Here is a 16,003-nt window from a genome sequence, read left to right as displayed (position 1 = left end):
AGGTGGGCGCGGGCAGCGCGCTGGTGGCCGAAGCGGGCAAGACCATGGAAGAGATCGTCGGCAGCGTGAGGCGCGTGACCGACATCATGGGCGAGATCACGGCGGCGAGCCAGGAGCAGACCTCGGGGATCGAGCAGATCAACCAGGCGATCACGCAGATGGATCAGGTGACGCAGCAGAACGCGGCGCTGGTGGAAGAAGCGTCCGCCGCCGCGCAATCGCTGCAGGAGCAGGCCGGAGGCCTCTCGGACGTCGTCGGCATCTTCCGGCTCCGGCGCCACGACGACGCACGGCCTTCAACTTTGGCCTGATGCTGCCGATATAGACCTGAAGGCATCGCAACGACGATGCCGCAAGTCACACCCACCCTACAGACAACCAGGTAAACCTCCATGTCAGGAAGCTTGTTTTTTACGGGCCTGAGCGGCCTCAGCGTCGCCCGGACCGCGCTGATGACCACGGCCCACAACACCGCCAACGTGTACACCGCGGGCTACAGCCGGCAGGTCGCGCAGGTCGCCACCAACGGCGCGATCAGCACCGGCTCCGGATACATGGGCACCGGCGCCAGCGTCACCACGATCACCCGCAGCTACGACCGCTATCTCACGGCGCAACTTGCATCGGCCCAGTCCTCCTCGGCGGCGTTGAACGCCTACGGCACCGAGATCAGCCGCATCGACTCCCTGCTGGCCGACAAGACCGCCGGCCTGAGCCCGTTGATGCAGACCTTCTTCACGGCGGTGCAAGGCGTCGCCAACACGCCGGCCGACCCGGCCGCGCGCCAGCAGCTGATCAGTTCGGCGCAGTCGCTGTCCAACAAGTTCCGCGCCACCGACCGCTACCTGAACGACCTCAATGCGTCGGTGAACGAACAGGTCACGGGCGCCGTGGCCCAGATCAACACCTATTCCAGCAAGATCGCGAGTCTCAACAAGCAGATCAGCATGATGAGCGCGGTCGCCGGTGGCCAGCCCCCGAACGACCTGCTCGACCAGCGCGACCAGCTGGTGAGCGAGCTGAGCCAGATCGTCGACGTCAAGGTGCTCGAGCAGGACAACGGCAAGTACAACGTCTTCATGGGCAACGGCCAGTCGCTGGTGATGGGCGACCAGGCCGCAGCGGTGAAGGCGGTGCAGTCGGCCGCCGATCCGACCCGCACCACGGTGGCCCTGGTGGGCCTGTCCGGCACGGTGTCGGAGCTCGGCGACAACGTCATCACGGGCGGCTCGCTGGGCGGCCTGATGTCGTTCCGGACCCAGACGCTCATCCCCACGCAGAATGCGATCGGCCGGCTCGCGATGGCGGTGTCGGGCGCCTTCAACGACCAGCACAATCTGGGCGTCGACCTCAACGGCGCGCTCGGGACGGACTTCTTCACGACCGCCGCGCCCGGCGTCTTCCTGAACGCGAAGAACACCGGCAACCTGGTGCTCGCCGGCAGCGTGACCAACATCGGCCAGCTCACGACCAGTGACTACTCGGTGCAGGTGAAGGATGTCGCGGGCACGCTGAACTACTCGGTGACCCGGCTGTCGGACAAGACGGCCATGGGCACCTTCACCACCTTTCCGATCACCTTCGACGGCGTGAGCCTGTCGCAGGCGAGCGGCACGGCGCAGGACGGCGACAGCTTCCTGGTGCAGCCCACCCGCAGCGGCGCGCGCGACATGGACGTGCTGGTACTGGACCCGGCCAAGGTGGCTGCGGCCTCGCCCGTGATCACCGGCAACAGCGCCGGCAACCAGGGCAGCGGGAAGCTTGGCGCCGCGACCGTCGACGCCAGCTACCCCGGCACGCCGCTGGCCGCCAACGTGACGCTGAGCTACGACGCGGCCACCGGCACGCTGTCGGGCTTCCCCGCGGCCTCCCCCGTCACCGTGACGCTGGCCAACGGCACCTCGACGACCTATCCGGTCAACACCCCGGTGCCCTACACCGCCGGCGCCAAGATCAGCTTCGACGGCATCAGCATGACGATGACCGGCGCGCCGGCGAATGGCGATACCTTCACCGTCGGCAAGAACAGCGCCGGCGTCTCCGACGGCAGCAATGCGCTGCTGCTCGGCGCGCTGCAGCGCCAGACCACCATGGGCAACGGCACCACCACCTTCAACGGCGCCTACTCGCAACTGGTCAGCGAGGTCGGCAACAAGACGATGGAGCTCAAGGTCGCCGGCAAGACGCAGGAGAGCGTGACCACCCAAATCAAGGCCAGCCAGCAGTCGATCTCGGGCGTCAACCAGGACGAGGAAACCGCCAATCTTCTGATGTACCAGCAGATGTACCAGGCCAATGCAAAGGTGATCCAGACCGCCTCGACGATCTTCGACGCGATCCTCGGCATCCGCAGCTGATCCCACCGAACCCCATCCAATTCCAGGAGCCGTGATGCGCATCAGCACCAGTTCATTCTTCGAGCGGAACACCTTCGCAATGGGCCTGCAGCAGCAGAACCTCTTCAACGTCCAGCAGCGGCTGTCCGCCGGGACCAAGTTCCTGACGGCCGGCGACGACCCGGTCGGCGCCGCGCGGGCGCTCGGCATCGGCCAGACGCTGGCCGAGTCCTCGCAGTACGCCACCAGCCGCGAGCGCGCGATGCTGCAGCTCAAGCGCGAGGAGACCGCGCTCGACAGCACCACGGTGCTGCTGCAGAACATCAAGGCCCTGACCGTGCAGGCCGGCAACGGCACGATCTCGGACGACGACCGCGCCTCGCTGGCCACCGCGATCCAGAGCAGCCTCGACCAACTGGTGGGCCTCGCGAACACCGACGACGGCAACGGCCAGTTCCTGTTCGCCGGCTTCAAGAGCGCCAACCCGCCTTTCGTCGCGCAGGCCGGCGGTTTCGTGCAGTACGTGGGCGACCAGGGCCAGCGCCTGATGCAGGTCGACGTGGCGCGCCAGCTGTCGACCTCCGACGACGGCCGCACCGTGTTCCAGTCGGTACAGGGCGGCGCCGGCTATGTCACCGCCGGCATGGCGGGAAACAGCGGCACCGGGGTCTTCGGTCCGGTCGGCGTGGTCGATGCGACCGCGCCGAACTACGGCAAGGATTTCGAGATCAGCTTCCTGGGCGGCAACTACACCGTATCGACCAACGACGTGCCCCCCGTGGTCGCCGCGTCCGGTCCCTTCACGGCCGGCTCGCCGATCGCCTTCGGCGGCCTGCAGATCAGCATCATGGGCACGCCGGCCGACGGCGACCGCTTCGACGTCAGCACCGCCAAGAATGCAGGCACCGACATCTTCGCGACCATCGGCGCGCTGGTGACGGCGCTGCGCACGCCGCTCGCCGGCGGCGGCGCCGCGGCGCAGGCCAAGCTGCAGAACGCGCTGAGCACCGCCAACGTCAAGGTCACGAACGCGCACGACAACGTGCTGACCGTCCTGTCGTCGGTGGGTTCGCGCATGAACGAGATCGACGCCCTCGATGTTGGCGGCGCATCGCGCGACCTGATGGACAAGAGCTACCTCTCGGCGGTCCAGGACCTCGATCCGGCCAGCGCGATCTCGGAGTTCTACCAGCGCCAGACCTCGCTGCAGGCGACGCAGATGACTTTTGCGAAGCTGGCTTCGATCTCGCTCTTCAATTACCTGTGAGAGATATGCCGCGCGGCGGCCAGGCGGCACCGGCCTGTTTCGGCCCGGCGCGCAGCGTCCCTGCCTGAGCCCATCCTGGCGCCGGATGGGCCGACAATCCGGATCTGTCCGTCCTCGGAAAGGGGGGCCTGATGTTCGCTGGTCACATGGGTGTCGGCTTGGCCTTGGGACGCGCCGAGCGGCGCGTGAATGCAGGCGTGTTCATCGCAGCCGGGCTGCTGCTGGACATGCTGTTGTGGCTCTTCGTTCTGCTTGGCTGGGAGTCCGTCGCGCTGCCTGCGGACTTCGCCCGCACGCACCAGGCGGAGTTCGTCTTTCCCTATTTGCATGGATTGCTGGCCGCCATGGGCTGGTCCGCCTTGGGCGCAGCGGTGGCGTTCGTCTGGTATGGGCGCCTCGGACCCTCGAAGATGCGCGTCGCCGCACTTGTTGCCGCGGCTGTCTTCTCGCACTGGCTCCTGGACGCCTTGGTTCACCGGCCCGAAATGCCTCTGGTCGGCGCCGATTCGGCGAAAGTGGGCGTCGGCCTCTGGCAGCACATGCCTGCGGCCTTGGCCGTCGAGGCCGCCATCGTGGTGCTCGGCCTGTGCCTGTTCATCCCCGGATGCCGCCTGTCCCGCGGCAAGCGGATGGCCCTCACCGCGCTGACTCTGGTGCTTCTGGTCTTCACGATCGTCGGCATGACGATGGCGCCGCCTCCGCCCTCACTGCGGGTCATGGCAGCCAGTTCCTGGGCGGTTCTTTTGTCGGTTTGCGCGCTGGCGGGTTGGTTGGCGAGGCCGCCCCGCGGAGAGTGAGAGTGCGACTTCACAACACTGTTCGACACCCGGACGCTTCGTGGACCGAAGGAACGCTTGCGAGCGAAATGGACTTGGAAATATGATTTGTCATGAAGCACGCAAGAAGTTCAACGAGATTCACGAGTACCGCGATGCGATTTTCTGAAGGGCACAAATTGCTTGCAGGCTTGCGTTGGCTTTTCAACGAGGGAAAGCATGCCATCGAGCGAAACCTCATGATGACGACCTTCGTGATCGGGTTGTCCGCCGTCTCGTTCGCGATTTCCTCGTCGAACACGTCCGGCCGCAAAGACACCGTGCGCCAGGGGACGGCAGCCGGCAAGGCGGCGGAAAAAGAACTCCCGAGAATGCGGCCGCCGCCGCTGGATTCCTAGGCTGCGGGCTGGCGCTTTCAAGCGCGACCGATGCGCGGGGCCGCGCAAGAGCGATGCAACGCGTCTACACTGCGCTATTCCTGTTTTGAATAGCGTTTGATGCCTTCGCGACAGTCGAACGCACAAGGAGTGTCGACTTGAAACCTGGTGCCGCGGCCATGTCCATCCAACCCCGCCATCTGGCGAGCCTCGGGCGTCACTTGCAGCGTTCCGTTCTGAGGACCTGTCTACCCCTCGAGACACTCCGCGGACTAGTGCCGTCTTCAGGCGGAGGGCCCGCGGCGCTGATTGATGCTGCCTGCGCCATGGCCTTGGCGGCGGACTCGCGTGCCGACCGGCTGGATGCCGCCCTGAACACCCTGCACGCACGGGCGCTTCGACAATTCGGCCGCGAGGTCGGCTACGAGGCGCTCCGTGCGGAGTGGATCGCCGCCGCACGAACCCCGGAGATGCCCGGCGCCTATTGGGCACTGGTGACGCATCCGCTGGCCGATCGCTCGTTGCGCCATCTTGCTTTCGGCGACGTCGAAATGCTGCGCCGGGCGACGCAGCCCGAGGCGCCGCTGTCCAGGCTCCTCGAACGGCGATCGGTCGCGCCTCGGCGTCTGGGGGCACCGGCGCCGAATCCCGAGCAGATCGACCTGATGGTCCAGGCGGCGCTGTCGGCGCCGGACCACGGACGACTGCGACCCTGGCGTGTGATCGAGTTTGGAGCCGAGAGCCGCGAGGCGCTCGCCTCCTTGTTCGAACAGGAGAAGTTGCGGCGCGATCCCTTGGCGAGCGTCGCCGATCTGCGAAAGGCCCGCGAGCACGCGACGCAGCCGCCGTGCCTCCTCGGATTCGTCGTCTCGCCGCGTCAGCGCAAGCGCGTTCCCGAGCGGGAGCAAGTCCTGGCCGCCGGCGCGGCGTTGGGCAATCTGCTGAATGCCGCGCATGCGTTGGGTTTCGGCGCGATCGTCCTCAGCGGCGATCGCTGCTTCGATGCGCGCCTCAAGAGCGAGCTGCGCCTTCAGGAAGAAGAGTTCCTGGCGGGCTTCGTCAGCGTCGGCAGTGTGCTGCAGACGCCGCCCGACCTCGCGCGGCCGCTGTCCCAGGAGGCGTGGAGCTGCTGGGTTCCGGCCCGCCGGGACACGACGTCACTCGTCCGAGGTGCACCATGAGAAACGAGGCTCCATGTCGACCGGAGCGTCGGAGTCCTTCGATGTCCCTCTTCGCATGGCGTCCCTGTGCCCGCTCTGTCCTGCAACCTGGGGCGCGGCCCTCGGCCTGACCGGCCTGCCACGCGCTTGACCATCGGTGTGCTCGGCCGTACGCTGGGCATTCGCCCTGGCCGAGCACGATGACCATGTGCCACCGACACCGGGGACGACGGCGAGCCCCGCTCGGCGCCCGCTTCATCAGGAGCCAGCCATGTCAGATTCAACACCCGTCCGAGACACGCGCCCTGGCCCGAAATGGCCCGAACTGTCGCTGGCGCAGTGGCGCGAAACGTATGCCACGCTCCACATGTGGACGCAAATCGTGGGCAAGACGCGGCTCGCGCTCGCGCCCATGGAGAACCACTGGTGGCAGGTCACGCTGTACCTCAGCGAACGAGGACTCACCACATCGCCGATGCCCTGGCTTTCGAAGCTCCTGGTGGTGGAGTTCGACTTTGTCGACCATGCGCTCGTGCTGCGCACCAGCGAGGGCGAAGCGGGCAGGCTGGCGCTTGCGCCGATGTCGGTGGCGGCCTTCTACGCGAAGTACACCGACGCATTGAAGTCGCTGGGCGTGACGCCGGCGCTGATGCCAAGGCCCGTGGAGGTGGAAACCGCCATTCCCTTTGCACAGGACGTGGCGCACGCCGCGTACGACGCAGCGGCCGTCAACCGCTGGTGGCGTGCCTTGCTGCAGGTCGACAGGGTCTTCAAGCGCTTTCGCAGCGGCTTTGCAGGCAAGCAGAGTCCGGTTCACTTCTTCTGGGGAAGCTTCGACCTTGCCAGCACGCGCTTTTCGGGTCGGGCGGCACCGCGCCACCCCGGGGGCGCTCCGAACTGCCCCGAACGCGTGATGGTCGAGGCCTACTCGCATGAATGCAGCAGCGCCGGCTTCTGGCCAGGCGGCGGCGCCTTCGAGGAGCCCGCGTTCTACGCCTACGCATACCCGGAGCCGCCGGGATACGGAGCGCAGCGGGTGCGGCCGTCCGCTGCCTTCTACCACCCCCAGGCACGGGAGTTCATCCTGCCGTATGACGCCGTGCGCACGGCTGCGACTCCGGAGCTCGACCTGCTGGAGTTCCTGCAGAGCACCTATGGTGCTGCGGCGGAACTCGGCAAATGGGATCGCGCCGTGCTGGAGCGACGGGGCGACGGGTGAGGGCACGACGCCCCGGCACTATTCCTCGCCGCTCGAATTCCAGAACGCCTGCGAGACGCCCGGATGGGCCTCGAGCGCAGCCGTGACCTTGTCCAGTTCCTCCGCCTCCACGGCGGTGGCATAGAGCCGGGCATCGATCTCGATCTCCGTCTGGCCGAAGGGATGCTGGTCGACTTCGCGCACCGGATAGTTGGCGGCCTCCAGCAACTCGATCGCCTTCTCGCGCACGTCGGCCTGGCTCTGGCTGCTGCAGATCACGTAGACGGTGTACATCGCCTCGCTGGCCTCTTCGTTGACGGGCTGGCGATTGATCCGGTTGACCACCGGGCGCAGCAGCGTGTTGCTGGCCAGCACGAACATCGCAGCGATGATGGCCTCGCCGATCAGGCCGGCGCCGGCACAGGCGCCCACCGCGCCCGAGCCCCAGAGCGTGGCGGCGGTGTTGAGGCCCGTGACGTTCGCACCTTCCTTCATGATCGCGCCCGCACCGAGGAAGCCGATGCCGGACACCACGTAGGCGACCACATGGATCGGGCCCTGGTTGCCGCCATGGATCTGGAACAGGCGATCGCCCAGCAGCACGAAGATGGCGGCGCCGACCGCCACCAGGGTGTTGGTGCGCAAGCCCGCAGTGCGCTGACGCACCTGCCGTTCGAAGCCGATCATCGCGCCCAGAATGAAGGCGAAGACCAGGCTGACCACGGTGTCGATCAGGGCCGTCGGGTTGAAGTACTGGATGGCTTGCATGGGGCAGCGAGTCGTCGGGGCGAGCCGAAGCGGCAGTTGGTCGGAAGCCCCTGGACTGTACCTGCCCTAAGTGGCCCACTCCGCGCGCCGCCGTCCCACCGGGCTCACCGCCATCCGCCGCAGCCGGTCGAGTTGCTGGGCTTCCTCGGCATCCCTCAGGCTCTTGGCCGCGCGCGCGGCGCCGTAGCTGACGAACAGGCGGTCGACCGCCGCGGCCCATTCCACCAAGGCCGGGCTTCTTGCGGTGTCGGCTCCCGTCGGATCCATGTCCTCGAAAGCACTTGGCCTGGACGGCACGTCGACGCCGGTTCGGCGCAGGATGCCGGCTTTCTGGGTGGTGTTGAGCATGTGGTTCGGTCTTCGGGGGCTGCAACCCCGGTATATCGGCAGCCGGGTGCGCGATCTGCAGTTCGACCGGCAAGGCCCGTGTCGGAGGCGGTCGATTCGTTCAGCGCCGCAATGCCGCCGCGAAGCGCACCATCGCATCCAGCCCGGCCGCGAAGCGCGGTTCCAGGAACGCCCCCAGGTGCGGCATCAGCAGCTGCAGCATCCCGATCCCCGCCAGCAGCGTCAGTGGGAAACCCACCGCGAAGATGCTGAACTGCGGTGAGGCCCGGTTCAGGATGCCCATCGCGAGGTTGAGGATCAGCAGCGCGGCCACCAGCGGCAGCGAGAGCATCATGCCGCTGGCGAAGATCTGGCTGGCGCCCGAGACCAGGAACATCCAGCCCTGCGCGGCCAGCGGCGCGTCGGCGATCGGCAGCGCCTCGAAGCTCCGGGCCAGCGCGGCGATCATCAGCAGGTGGCCGTCGACCGCGACGAAGATCAGCATCGCCAGCATGTTGAGGAAGCGCGCCACCACCATCGTGGCGCCGCCGTTCATCGGATCGAAGAAAGACGCGAACGACAGGCCCATCTGCAGGCCGATGTACTCGCCCGCGGCCAGCACCGCGATGAACACCATGCGCATCGTGAAACCCATGGCGGCGCCGACCAGCACCTGCTGGATGATGATCCAGACTCCGCCCGCGGAGACCACGGGCACCTCGGGCATCGGGCCCAGCGTCGGCGCGATCACCAGCGCGAGCAGCGCCGCGATCGCGACCTTGACCGGCCGCGGCACCCACGATTCGCTGAAGATGGGGGCGGTGCTCACCAGCGCCAGCATCCGGATGAAGGGCCACAGGAAGGCCGTCATCCATGCGGTCAGCTGCGCCGACGTGACCTCGAAGACCGGCGGCATCAGGTTGCGGACATGTTCAGCCCACGAGCTGCGGAATGCTCATGAACAGCGTGCGGATGTAGTCCAGCATCTGGTTGAGCATCCAGGGGCCGGCGACCACCACCGTCGCGAACACTGCCACCAGCTTCGGAATGAAGGACAGCGTGGCTTCGTTGATCTGGGTCGCGGCCTGGAAGATGCTGATGATCAGGCCGACGACCAGCGCCACCAGCAGCAGCGGCGCGGCGAGCACCAGCGACACCTGGATCGCCTGGTTGCCCATCGACATGATGGTTTCTGGAGTCATGTCAGTTCACCTAGGTATAGAAACTTTGGGCCAGGGCTCCGATGAGGAGCTGCCAGCCGTCGGCCAGCACGAACAGCATCAGCTTGAAGGGCAGGGCGATGCCGGCGGGCGGCACCATCATCATGCCCATCGACATCAGCACGCTCGCCACCACCAGGTCGATGATCAGGAACGGGATGAAGATGGTGAAGCCGATCTGGAAGGCGGTCTTCAGCTCGCTGATCACGAAGGACGGCAGCAGGATGCGCAGCGGCACGTCCTCCGGCCCCTGCATCTCGGGCACCTTGGCGAGCTTGGCGAACAGCGCCAGGTCGTTCTCGCGCGTCTGCCGAAGCATGAAGGCCTTGAAGGGCTCGATGCCGCGCTCGAGCGCCTTTTCCGTGCTGATCTTGTTCTCCGAGAAAGGCTTGTAGGCCTCGGTGTACACCTTGTCGAAGACCGGCGACATGACGAAGAAGGTCAGGAACAGCGACAGGCCGACCAGAATCTGGTTTGGCGGCGACGACTGCGTGCCGATGGCGGTGCGCAGCAGGCCCAGCACGATCAGGATGCGGGTGAAGCTGGTCATGCACAGCAACAGCGCCGGCAGGAAGGACAGCGAGGTGAGCAGCACCAGCGTCTGCACGCTGAGCGACCAGGTCTGGCTGCCGCCCGGACCGGGCGTGTTGACCAGGCCGGGCAGGCCCTGGGTCCAGGCCGCCATCGGCAGCGTGGCGGCGAGCAGCACGAGGCCGGCCCGAAGGCCGCGTCGAAGGACGTGGCTCACGAGGCCGCCCGTGCCTTGCCGGTGAGCGATTCGCGCAGCTTCTGCGCGAACAGGTCGATCGGCTTGAACGTCGCCGGCTCGGCGGCGCTGGCTTGCGGCAGCGACTGCGCGGGCAGGCTGTGCAGCGTGTGGATCTGGCTGGAAGTGACGCCCAGCACCAGCCAGGTGCCCGAGACCTCGACCACCACCACGCGCTCGCGCTGGCCGACGCTGGCGCTGGAGACCACCTTCACCACCTGGCCGCCGCCGCCGAAGCGCTGCAGGCCGAAGCGGCGCGCCAGCCAGGCGCACGCGAAGATCAGCCCCAGCACCATCAGCATGCCGAGGCCGGCCTGCAGCAGACCCGAGGCGCCGACCACCGGCGCCACTTCGACCGCATGGGAGGGCACGGTCGGAAGGCTCATGAACGCGCCAGCTTCTGCATCCGCTCGGAGGGCGTGATGATGTCGGTCAGGCGGATGCCGTACTTGTCGTTGACCACCACCACTTCGCCCTGGGCGATCAGGTAGCCGTTGATGAGCACGTCGAGCGGCTGGCCGGCCAGGCCGTCGAGTTCGACCACCGAGCCTTGCGAGAGTTGCAGCAGGCTCTTGATCGTGATGCGGGTGCGGCCGATCTCGGCGGTGAGCTGCACCGGCACGTCCATCACGCGCGCGATGTCCACCGCCGAGACGCCGGCGGCGGCGGTCGGCTCCTGGATCTGCGGGAAGACCTGGGCGGCGGCAGGGGCCGGCACCGGCTCGGCGGCCGGCGTTGCGGGGGCGGCGGCGGTCTGCTCGGCCAGCGCGCTGGCCCAGTCGTCCGCGTCGCTGGCGGAGGAGGTGTTGTCAGTCATGGTCGTTCTTCACATCGCTGTCTTGGTGGGTGATCATGTTTTGCACGCGCAGGGCGTAGCGCTCGTTCGAGGTGCCGAAGCCGCACTCCATCACCGGCACGCCATCGACCTTGGCGACGACCGTGGTCGGCAGTTCGATCGGCAGCACGTCGCCGACCTGGAGCTTGAGAATCTCGCCGATGGTCGAGGACATCTTCACGAAGTCCGCGGTGAGCTCGACGTCGGCCGCCTGCATCTGCTTGGACATCTGCTTGACCCAGCGCTTGTCGACCTCGACCTCGTCCTGGATCGGGTTGGACAGCAGGTCGCGGATCGGCTCGATCATCGAGTAGGGGATGCACACGTGCAGGAAGCCGCCGATGGGGCCGAACTCGATCTGCAGCGTGGTGTTGATCACCACCTCGTTGGGTGCCACGATGTTGGCCAGCTTGCCGTGCATCTCGGCGCGCACGTAGTCGAAGGCCAGCGGGAACACCGGCTGCCAGGCCTCGCCGTAGCATTGCAGAGAAAGGTCGAGCAGGCGCTTGATGATGCGCTGCTCGGTGCGCGTGAAGTCGCGGCCCTCGACCCGTACGTGGTAGCGGCCGTCGCTGCCGAACAGGTTGTCGACCACCAGGAAGACCAGCTTCGGATCGAACACGAAGAGCGCGGTTCCCCGCAGCGGCTTCATGTGCATCATGTTGATGTTCGCGGGCACCGGCAGGTGACGCACGAACTCGGCGTACTGCTGGATCTGCACCGGCCCGACCGAGATGTCGGGGCTGCGGCGCATGAAGTTCAGCAGCGCGCTGCGCAGGCCGCGCGCGAAGCGGTCATTGATGACCTCCAGCGTGTGCATGCGGCTGCGCACCACGCGGTCGGGCGCGCCGAGGTCGTAGGCCGGCAGGCCGTCGGGCGGCGGAGCCGGGGATGCGGTCTGGTCGACGCTGCCGCCGGTGACGCCTTGCAGCAGTGCATCGACCTCGTCCTGCGAGAGGACCTGTTCATAGGCCATGGGTGGCTTGCCTGGTGGGGGTCACTGCACCACGAAGGTGTTGAAGGCGACGCTGGTGATGCCCTGCTCGGGCAACTCGCCGTTGAGCGGGCGGTTGAGCTCGGCGCGGATTTCATCGGCCAGCTTGGTCTTGTCCTCGGGCGAAACGAGCGAATCGGCGGTCCGGTTCGACAGCAGCATGAGGGCCCGGCTGCGCAGCTCGGGCATGAATTCGACGATCTGCGCCTTCGACGGCTCGCCGCGCACCTTCAGCGCGATGCCGACGTGCAGGAACTTGCCGCGGCCTTCGCCGCCCTGGAGGTTGACGGTCAGCGGCTCCAGCGTGACGAAGATCGGTTTCTCGGGCGCCGGCTTGGCGGCTTCGGCCTGCATGGCCCTGGGGCCGACGAAGACATAGGCGGCCGCGCCGGCGGCCAGCAGGCTGACCCCGACCAGGAGGCCGATCAGCAGCTTCGAGGAGCGAGGGGCGGCAGGGGCGGCGGCAGTGACGGAAGTGTTGGTGGCCATGGTGAAGCTCGATTTCTTGTTCGGTCTATTCTTTGCGAACTGAAGGCTTGGCGAACGGTCGATCAGGCGTGGAAAAGCGCCTCAGATCCGTTCATTGACGCGCTTCAGGCGAAGGTGTCCAGGCCGGCGCTCGCTGCGCGCACGGCATCGGGGCGGGAGGCGGCGCGTTGCGGCGCCGCGGCGTTGTCGGTGCCGCGGCCGGCGCCCGGATAGTCGGACTGGCCGGAGGAGCGTCCCGGGTTCTGCTCGGCGAAGCTGCCCTGCTGCGAGGGCTGGCGGGGGTCCGCGCCGACCGAGGTCTGGCCCAGGCTGATGCCCTGCTCGGCGAGCGTGGTGCGCAGCTGCGGCAAGGCGGCTTCGACCGCGCGGCGCACGCCTTCGTGGGCCGAGACGAACATCGCCTGGGCCTGGTTGTCGCCCATCGTCAGCGTCACCTTGAGCGGGCCGAGCCCAGCCGGGTTGAGGTTCAGCTCGGCCGTCTGGTGGCCGCTGGCGCTCATGCGGATCATCTGCTGGCCGATCGCCGGGCCCCATTCGTGGCTGCCCACGGGCGGCGCGACCGACAGCACCGGCGTGGCGCTGCGGGTCGCGGCGGCACGGTCGGACGCCGTCGGCATCGCCGAGGCGAGGGGCTGCAGCGCTTGCGGGCTCGATGCGGTGTCGGGGTCGAGCGGCTCGGCGCTCTTGGGCGCGGCCCCGGCGGCGATCGAGGTCGTGGCACCGGCGGCGGCCTGGACCGCGGCGGTCCTGGGTGTGTCGGTGGGTGCCGTAGCGGAGGCCGCCCCGGCTTGGCCGGCGGACGGTGCCGTGGCTCTGGCGCCCGGAATCGGCGGCATGCCCGATGAGGAGGCCGGCGAGGCGGCGGCCTGTGGCGCGGCGGCTGCGGCCGTCTCGGCGGCAGGCTGCGCAAGGGCGGACTTGCCGGCCGGAGCGATGGCGGCGGCCGGCTTGGCCGCGTGCGGGGTGTCCGGAGCGTCGTCCGCCGCCGGTGCATCCTGCGCCACGGCCAGGGATGCCTCGTCGGTGCCGGCGGCCTGCGCGGTCGCGGCGTCGGCCGCCGGCAGCGCATTGGCGGAGGCGTCCGCTGCGACGCCGTCCGGCAGGGCGCCGGCGATGGCCGCGCCCTTGGCGGTGGACGCCGCGGCGTCCGCGCCCGCGCGGGCATCGGCCGCGGTGGCGACGATCGGCGCTGCGATCGGTGCCGCGAGCGGTGCCAGCAAGGCCAGCACGTCGGCGGCGCTGAGTTCGCTCTTGCGTTCGCCGTCGCGGCTCGGGCGCCGCGCCGCCGCGGTGTCGGATGGGGCGTCGGAAGACGCGGAGGTCTTCGCTCCGCTGGAAGCGCGCGAACGGTCCAGCACCGCGCCGAAGCTGCGGCCTTCGGGCTGCTCGGCGCCGCGGCCGCGGGTGCCGGCCTGCGAGACCGGCTGGCCGGAGGGATTGACGGAAGGCGAAATGGGTGTGGGCATGGGCGGATCCGGGAAGGACTTCAAAGAGTCGGGTGGGCGGCGCGGTCGAAGAACTTGCGGGCCGAACGTTCGTCGCTGTCGCGCTGCTCGCGCTTGGCCTGCGCCAGCATCTCCTGGCGGCGCACGCGCTCGGCCAGGGTGTCGAAGGAGTTGAGGCGGCGCTTGTGGTGCTGCCAGTCGACGCGGCCGTGGTCCAGCCGGCTGGCCGCCTGGGCGACGATCGCGCGCTGCTGCTCGATGGCGCCGTCGAGCGTGCCCAGGAAAGCCTGGTAGTTGCGCCACTGCGCGGTCGGCAGGCCCTTGTTCATCAGCGCGTGCAGCTGGTCGTAGTAGTCCTGGCGGTACTGCAGCAGCAGGTCGAGCTTCTGGTTGGCACTGAGCTGCGCGGTCTGCAGCGCGCCCAGGCGGCGCGCGGCATCGTCGGTCTGCGTGCGCGCCAGGTCGGTCAGGGTGTCGAGCGGGAGTCTCTGGGCCATGGGGGTTCCTTGCTTGCTCAGGCGGATTCGAACAGCTGGCTCATGCGGGCGATCGACGCCGCGTAGTCGGTGGGCTCTTCCATCGACTGCTGCAGGAAGGCCTCGATGCGCGGGTACATCGCGATCGCCTGGTCCAGCTGCAGGTCGTGGCCGGGCGCATAGGCGCCGACGCTGATCAGGTCGCGGTTGCGCTGGTAGCGCGACAGCATCTGCTTGAAGCGGCGCACGGTGTCGAACTGCGCGGGCGTGATCAGCGCGGTCATGGCGCGGCTGATCGAGGCCTCGATGTCGATCGCCGGGTAGTGGCCGGCCTCGGCCAGCGTGCGCGACAGCACCACGTGACCGTCGAGGATGGCGCGGGCCGAGTCGGCGATCGGATCCTGCTGGTCGTCGCCCTCGGACAGCACCGTGTAGAACGCCGTGATCGAGCCGCCGCGACCTTCGGCATCGCGGGCGCCATTGCCGGCCCGCTCCACCAGGGCCGGCAGCTTCGCGAACACCGAGGGCGGGTAGCCCTTGGTGGCCGGCGGCTCGCCCACGGCCAGCGCGATCTCGCGCTGCGCCATCGCGTAGCGGGTCAGCGAATCCATGATCAGGAGCACGTCCTTGCCGAGGTCGCGGAAGTGCTCCGCCAGGCAGGTCGCATAGGCCGCGCCCTGCAGTCGCAGCAGCGGCGAGTTGTCGGCCGGCGCGGCGACCACCACGGCGCGCGCCAGGCCTTCCTCGCCGAGCGTGTTCTCGATGAAATCCTTGACTTCGCGGCCGCGCTCGCCGATCAGGCCGACCACGATCACCTCGGCGCTGGTGTAGCGCGCCATCATGCCGAGCAGCACGCTCTTGCCGACGCCGGAGCCCGCGAACAGGCCCATGCGCTGGCCGCGGCCGACCGTGAGCATGGCGTTGATGGCACGCACGCCGACGTCGAGCACCGAGTCGATCGGCGCCCGCGACAGCGGGTTCACCGGCGGCGAGGACAGCGGCACCTTGCGGCTGACGTCGAGCGGGCCGAGGCCGTCGAGCGGGCGGCCGGCGGCGTCGACCACGCGACCCAGCATGCCGATGCCGACCGGCAGCCGCTTGGTGTGGGCGTCGCCCGTGAGCGCGGAGCCGGTGGTGCCGGGGCGCGGGAAGACGCGCGCGCCGGGCACCAGGCCGGCCACTTCGCTTTGCGGCATCAGGAACAGCCGGTCGCCCGCGAAGCCGACCACTTCGGCCTCGGCATGGCGCTGCGGATGGCCGGCGGGCAGTTCGATCAGGCAGTCGCTGCCGACCGGCAACTGCAGGCCGACGGCCTCCAGCACCAGGCCGACCGCGCGGGTCAGGCGGCCCGACTGGGTGGTCATCGCGCAGCGGCTGACGTCGCTGCGGGCCTGGGCCAGCGTGGCCAGCCAGGACTGCAGGTGGGGATTGGCGGCCGTGGCGTCTTGAAGGAGTGCAGGCATCTCAGTTTTCCTCCGCGCTATGTAGTGACCCACGACGCATGAAACCGGCGCAGTCAAAGGCCAGGAACACCGCGGAACCGGCTTTGCCGGGCCGCTGGTGTTGCCC

At 68.4% G+C, this 16,003-nt stretch carries 19 protein-coding genes; 7 read left to right on the top strand and 12 right to left on the bottom strand.

What is annotated here, in order from left to right:
• From AB4Z46_RS14460 to AB4Z46_RS14430, 7 genes are all read left to right on the top strand, one after another.
• A partial coding sequence (locus tag AB4Z46_RS14460; protein ID WP_442284188.1) for a methyl-accepting chemotaxis protein occupies positions 1-311 on the top strand: 311 nt, incomplete at its 5' end.
• An 81-nt stretch (positions 312-392) separates the two neighbouring features.
• On the top strand, positions 393-2,357 hold the full coding sequence (gene flgK / locus AB4Z46_RS14455; RefSeq protein ID WP_442284187.1) for a flagellar hook-associated protein FlgK: 1,965 nt from the start codon (positions 393-395) through the stop codon (positions 2,355-2,357).
• 34 nt (positions 2,358-2,391) lie between these two features.
• Positions 2,392-3,603 carry a flagellar hook-associated protein FlgL gene (gene flgL / locus AB4Z46_RS14450; RefSeq protein ID WP_442284186.1) on the top strand — a complete coding sequence of 404 codons (1,212 nt, stop codon included), beginning with the start codon at positions 2,392-2,394 and terminating at the stop codon, positions 3,601-3,603.
• A 131-nt stretch (positions 3,604-3,734) separates the two neighbouring features.
• Positions 3,735-4,400, top strand: a complete 666-nt coding sequence (locus tag AB4Z46_RS14445) for a hypothetical protein (RefSeq protein WP_442284185.1) — start codon at positions 3,735-3,737, stop codon at positions 4,398-4,400.
• Positions 4,401-4,534: 134 nt separating this feature from the next.
• Positions 4,535-4,777, top strand: a complete 243-nt coding sequence (locus AB4Z46_RS14440) for a hypothetical protein (protein ID WP_442284184.1) — start codon at positions 4,535-4,537, stop codon at positions 4,775-4,777.
• Between the two features lie 305 nt (positions 4,778-5,082).
• On the top strand, positions 5,083-5,937 hold the full coding sequence (locus AB4Z46_RS14435) for a nitroreductase family protein (RefSeq protein ID WP_442284183.1): 855 nt from the start codon (positions 5,083-5,085) through the stop codon (positions 5,935-5,937).
• A 250-nt stretch (positions 5,938-6,187) separates the two neighbouring features.
• A complete protein-coding gene (locus AB4Z46_RS14430) occupies positions 6,188-7,135 on the top strand; it encodes a DUF5996 family protein (protein WP_442284182.1) in 948 nt (315 codons plus the stop codon).
• Between the two features lie 18 nt (positions 7,136-7,153).
• Here the strand turns inward: AB4Z46_RS14430 and AB4Z46_RS14425 are convergent, their stop codons facing one another.
• The 12 genes from AB4Z46_RS14425 to fliI all read right to left on the bottom strand — a co-directional run bounded on the left by AB4Z46_RS14425 (position 7,154) and on the right by fliI (position 15,897).
• Positions 7,154-7,882: an MgtC/SapB family protein gene (locus AB4Z46_RS14425; RefSeq protein ID WP_442284181.1), complete on the bottom strand. Its 729-nt coding sequence runs from the start codon at positions 7,880-7,882 to the stop codon at positions 7,154-7,156.
• 66 nt (positions 7,883-7,948) lie between these two features.
• A complete protein-coding gene (locus AB4Z46_RS14420) occupies positions 7,949-8,230 on the bottom strand; it encodes a hypothetical protein (protein ID WP_442284180.1) in 282 nt (93 codons plus the stop codon).
• A gap of 100 nt (positions 8,231-8,330) precedes the next feature.
• Positions 8,331-9,125: a flagellar biosynthetic protein FliR gene (fliR, locus tag AB4Z46_RS14415; protein WP_442284179.1), complete on the bottom strand. Its 795-nt coding sequence runs from the start codon at positions 9,123-9,125 to the stop codon at positions 8,331-8,333.
• Between the two features lie 16 nt (positions 9,126-9,141).
• Complete coding sequence (gene fliQ, locus AB4Z46_RS14410) at positions 9,142-9,411, bottom strand: flagellar biosynthesis protein FliQ (RefSeq protein ID WP_442284178.1); 270 nt, start codon at positions 9,409-9,411, stop codon at positions 9,142-9,144.
• A 10-nt stretch (positions 9,412-9,421) separates the two neighbouring features.
• Complete coding sequence (fliP, locus tag AB4Z46_RS14405; protein ID WP_442284196.1) at positions 9,422-10,114, bottom strand: flagellar type III secretion system pore protein FliP; 693 nt, start codon at positions 10,112-10,114, stop codon at positions 9,422-9,424.
• 59 nt (positions 10,115-10,173) lie between these two features.
• Positions 10,174-10,581 (bottom strand): flagellar biosynthetic protein FliO, encoded by a 408-nt coding sequence (gene fliO / locus AB4Z46_RS14400; protein WP_442284177.1) that lies wholly within the window; start codon positions 10,579-10,581, stop codon positions 10,174-10,176.
• On the bottom strand, positions 10,578-11,012 hold the full coding sequence (gene fliN / locus AB4Z46_RS14395; protein ID WP_442284176.1) for a flagellar motor switch protein FliN: 435 nt from the start codon (positions 11,010-11,012) through the stop codon (positions 10,578-10,580). The genes fliO and fliN overlap by 4 nt, the downstream gene beginning before the upstream one ends.
• Positions 11,005-12,006 carry a flagellar motor switch protein FliM gene (gene fliM, locus AB4Z46_RS14390; RefSeq protein WP_442284175.1) on the bottom strand — a complete coding sequence of 334 codons (1,002 nt, stop codon included), beginning with the start codon at positions 12,004-12,006 and terminating at the stop codon, positions 11,005-11,007. Before fliM ends, fliN begins: the two co-directional genes overlap by 8 nt.
• A 21-nt stretch (positions 12,007-12,027) precedes the next feature.
• Entirely contained in the window at positions 12,028-12,513 is a 486-nt protein-coding gene (locus AB4Z46_RS14385; protein WP_442284174.1) for a flagellar basal body-associated FliL family protein, read from the bottom strand.
• Positions 12,514-12,617: 104 nt separating this feature from the next.
• Positions 12,618-13,979, bottom strand: a complete 1,362-nt coding sequence (locus AB4Z46_RS14380) for a flagellar hook-length control protein FliK (RefSeq protein WP_442284173.1) — start codon at positions 13,977-13,979, stop codon at positions 12,618-12,620.
• A 20-nt stretch (positions 13,980-13,999) separates the two neighbouring features.
• Complete coding sequence (fliJ, locus tag AB4Z46_RS14375; protein WP_442284172.1) at positions 14,000-14,455, bottom strand: flagellar export protein FliJ; 456 nt, start codon at positions 14,453-14,455, stop codon at positions 14,000-14,002.
• 17 nt (positions 14,456-14,472) lie between these two features.
• On the bottom strand, positions 14,473-15,897 hold the full coding sequence (fliI, locus tag AB4Z46_RS14370; protein WP_442284171.1) for a flagellar protein export ATPase FliI: 1,425 nt from the start codon (positions 15,895-15,897) through the stop codon (positions 14,473-14,475).
• Positions 15,898-16,003: the final 106 nt, after the last annotated feature.

This window comes from Variovorax sp. M-6, assembly GCF_052114385.1.
Lineage (GTDB): Bacteria > Pseudomonadota > Gammaproteobacteria > Burkholderiales > Burkholderiaceae_C > Variovorax.
This window is presented reverse-complemented; position numbering and strand designations above follow the sequence as displayed.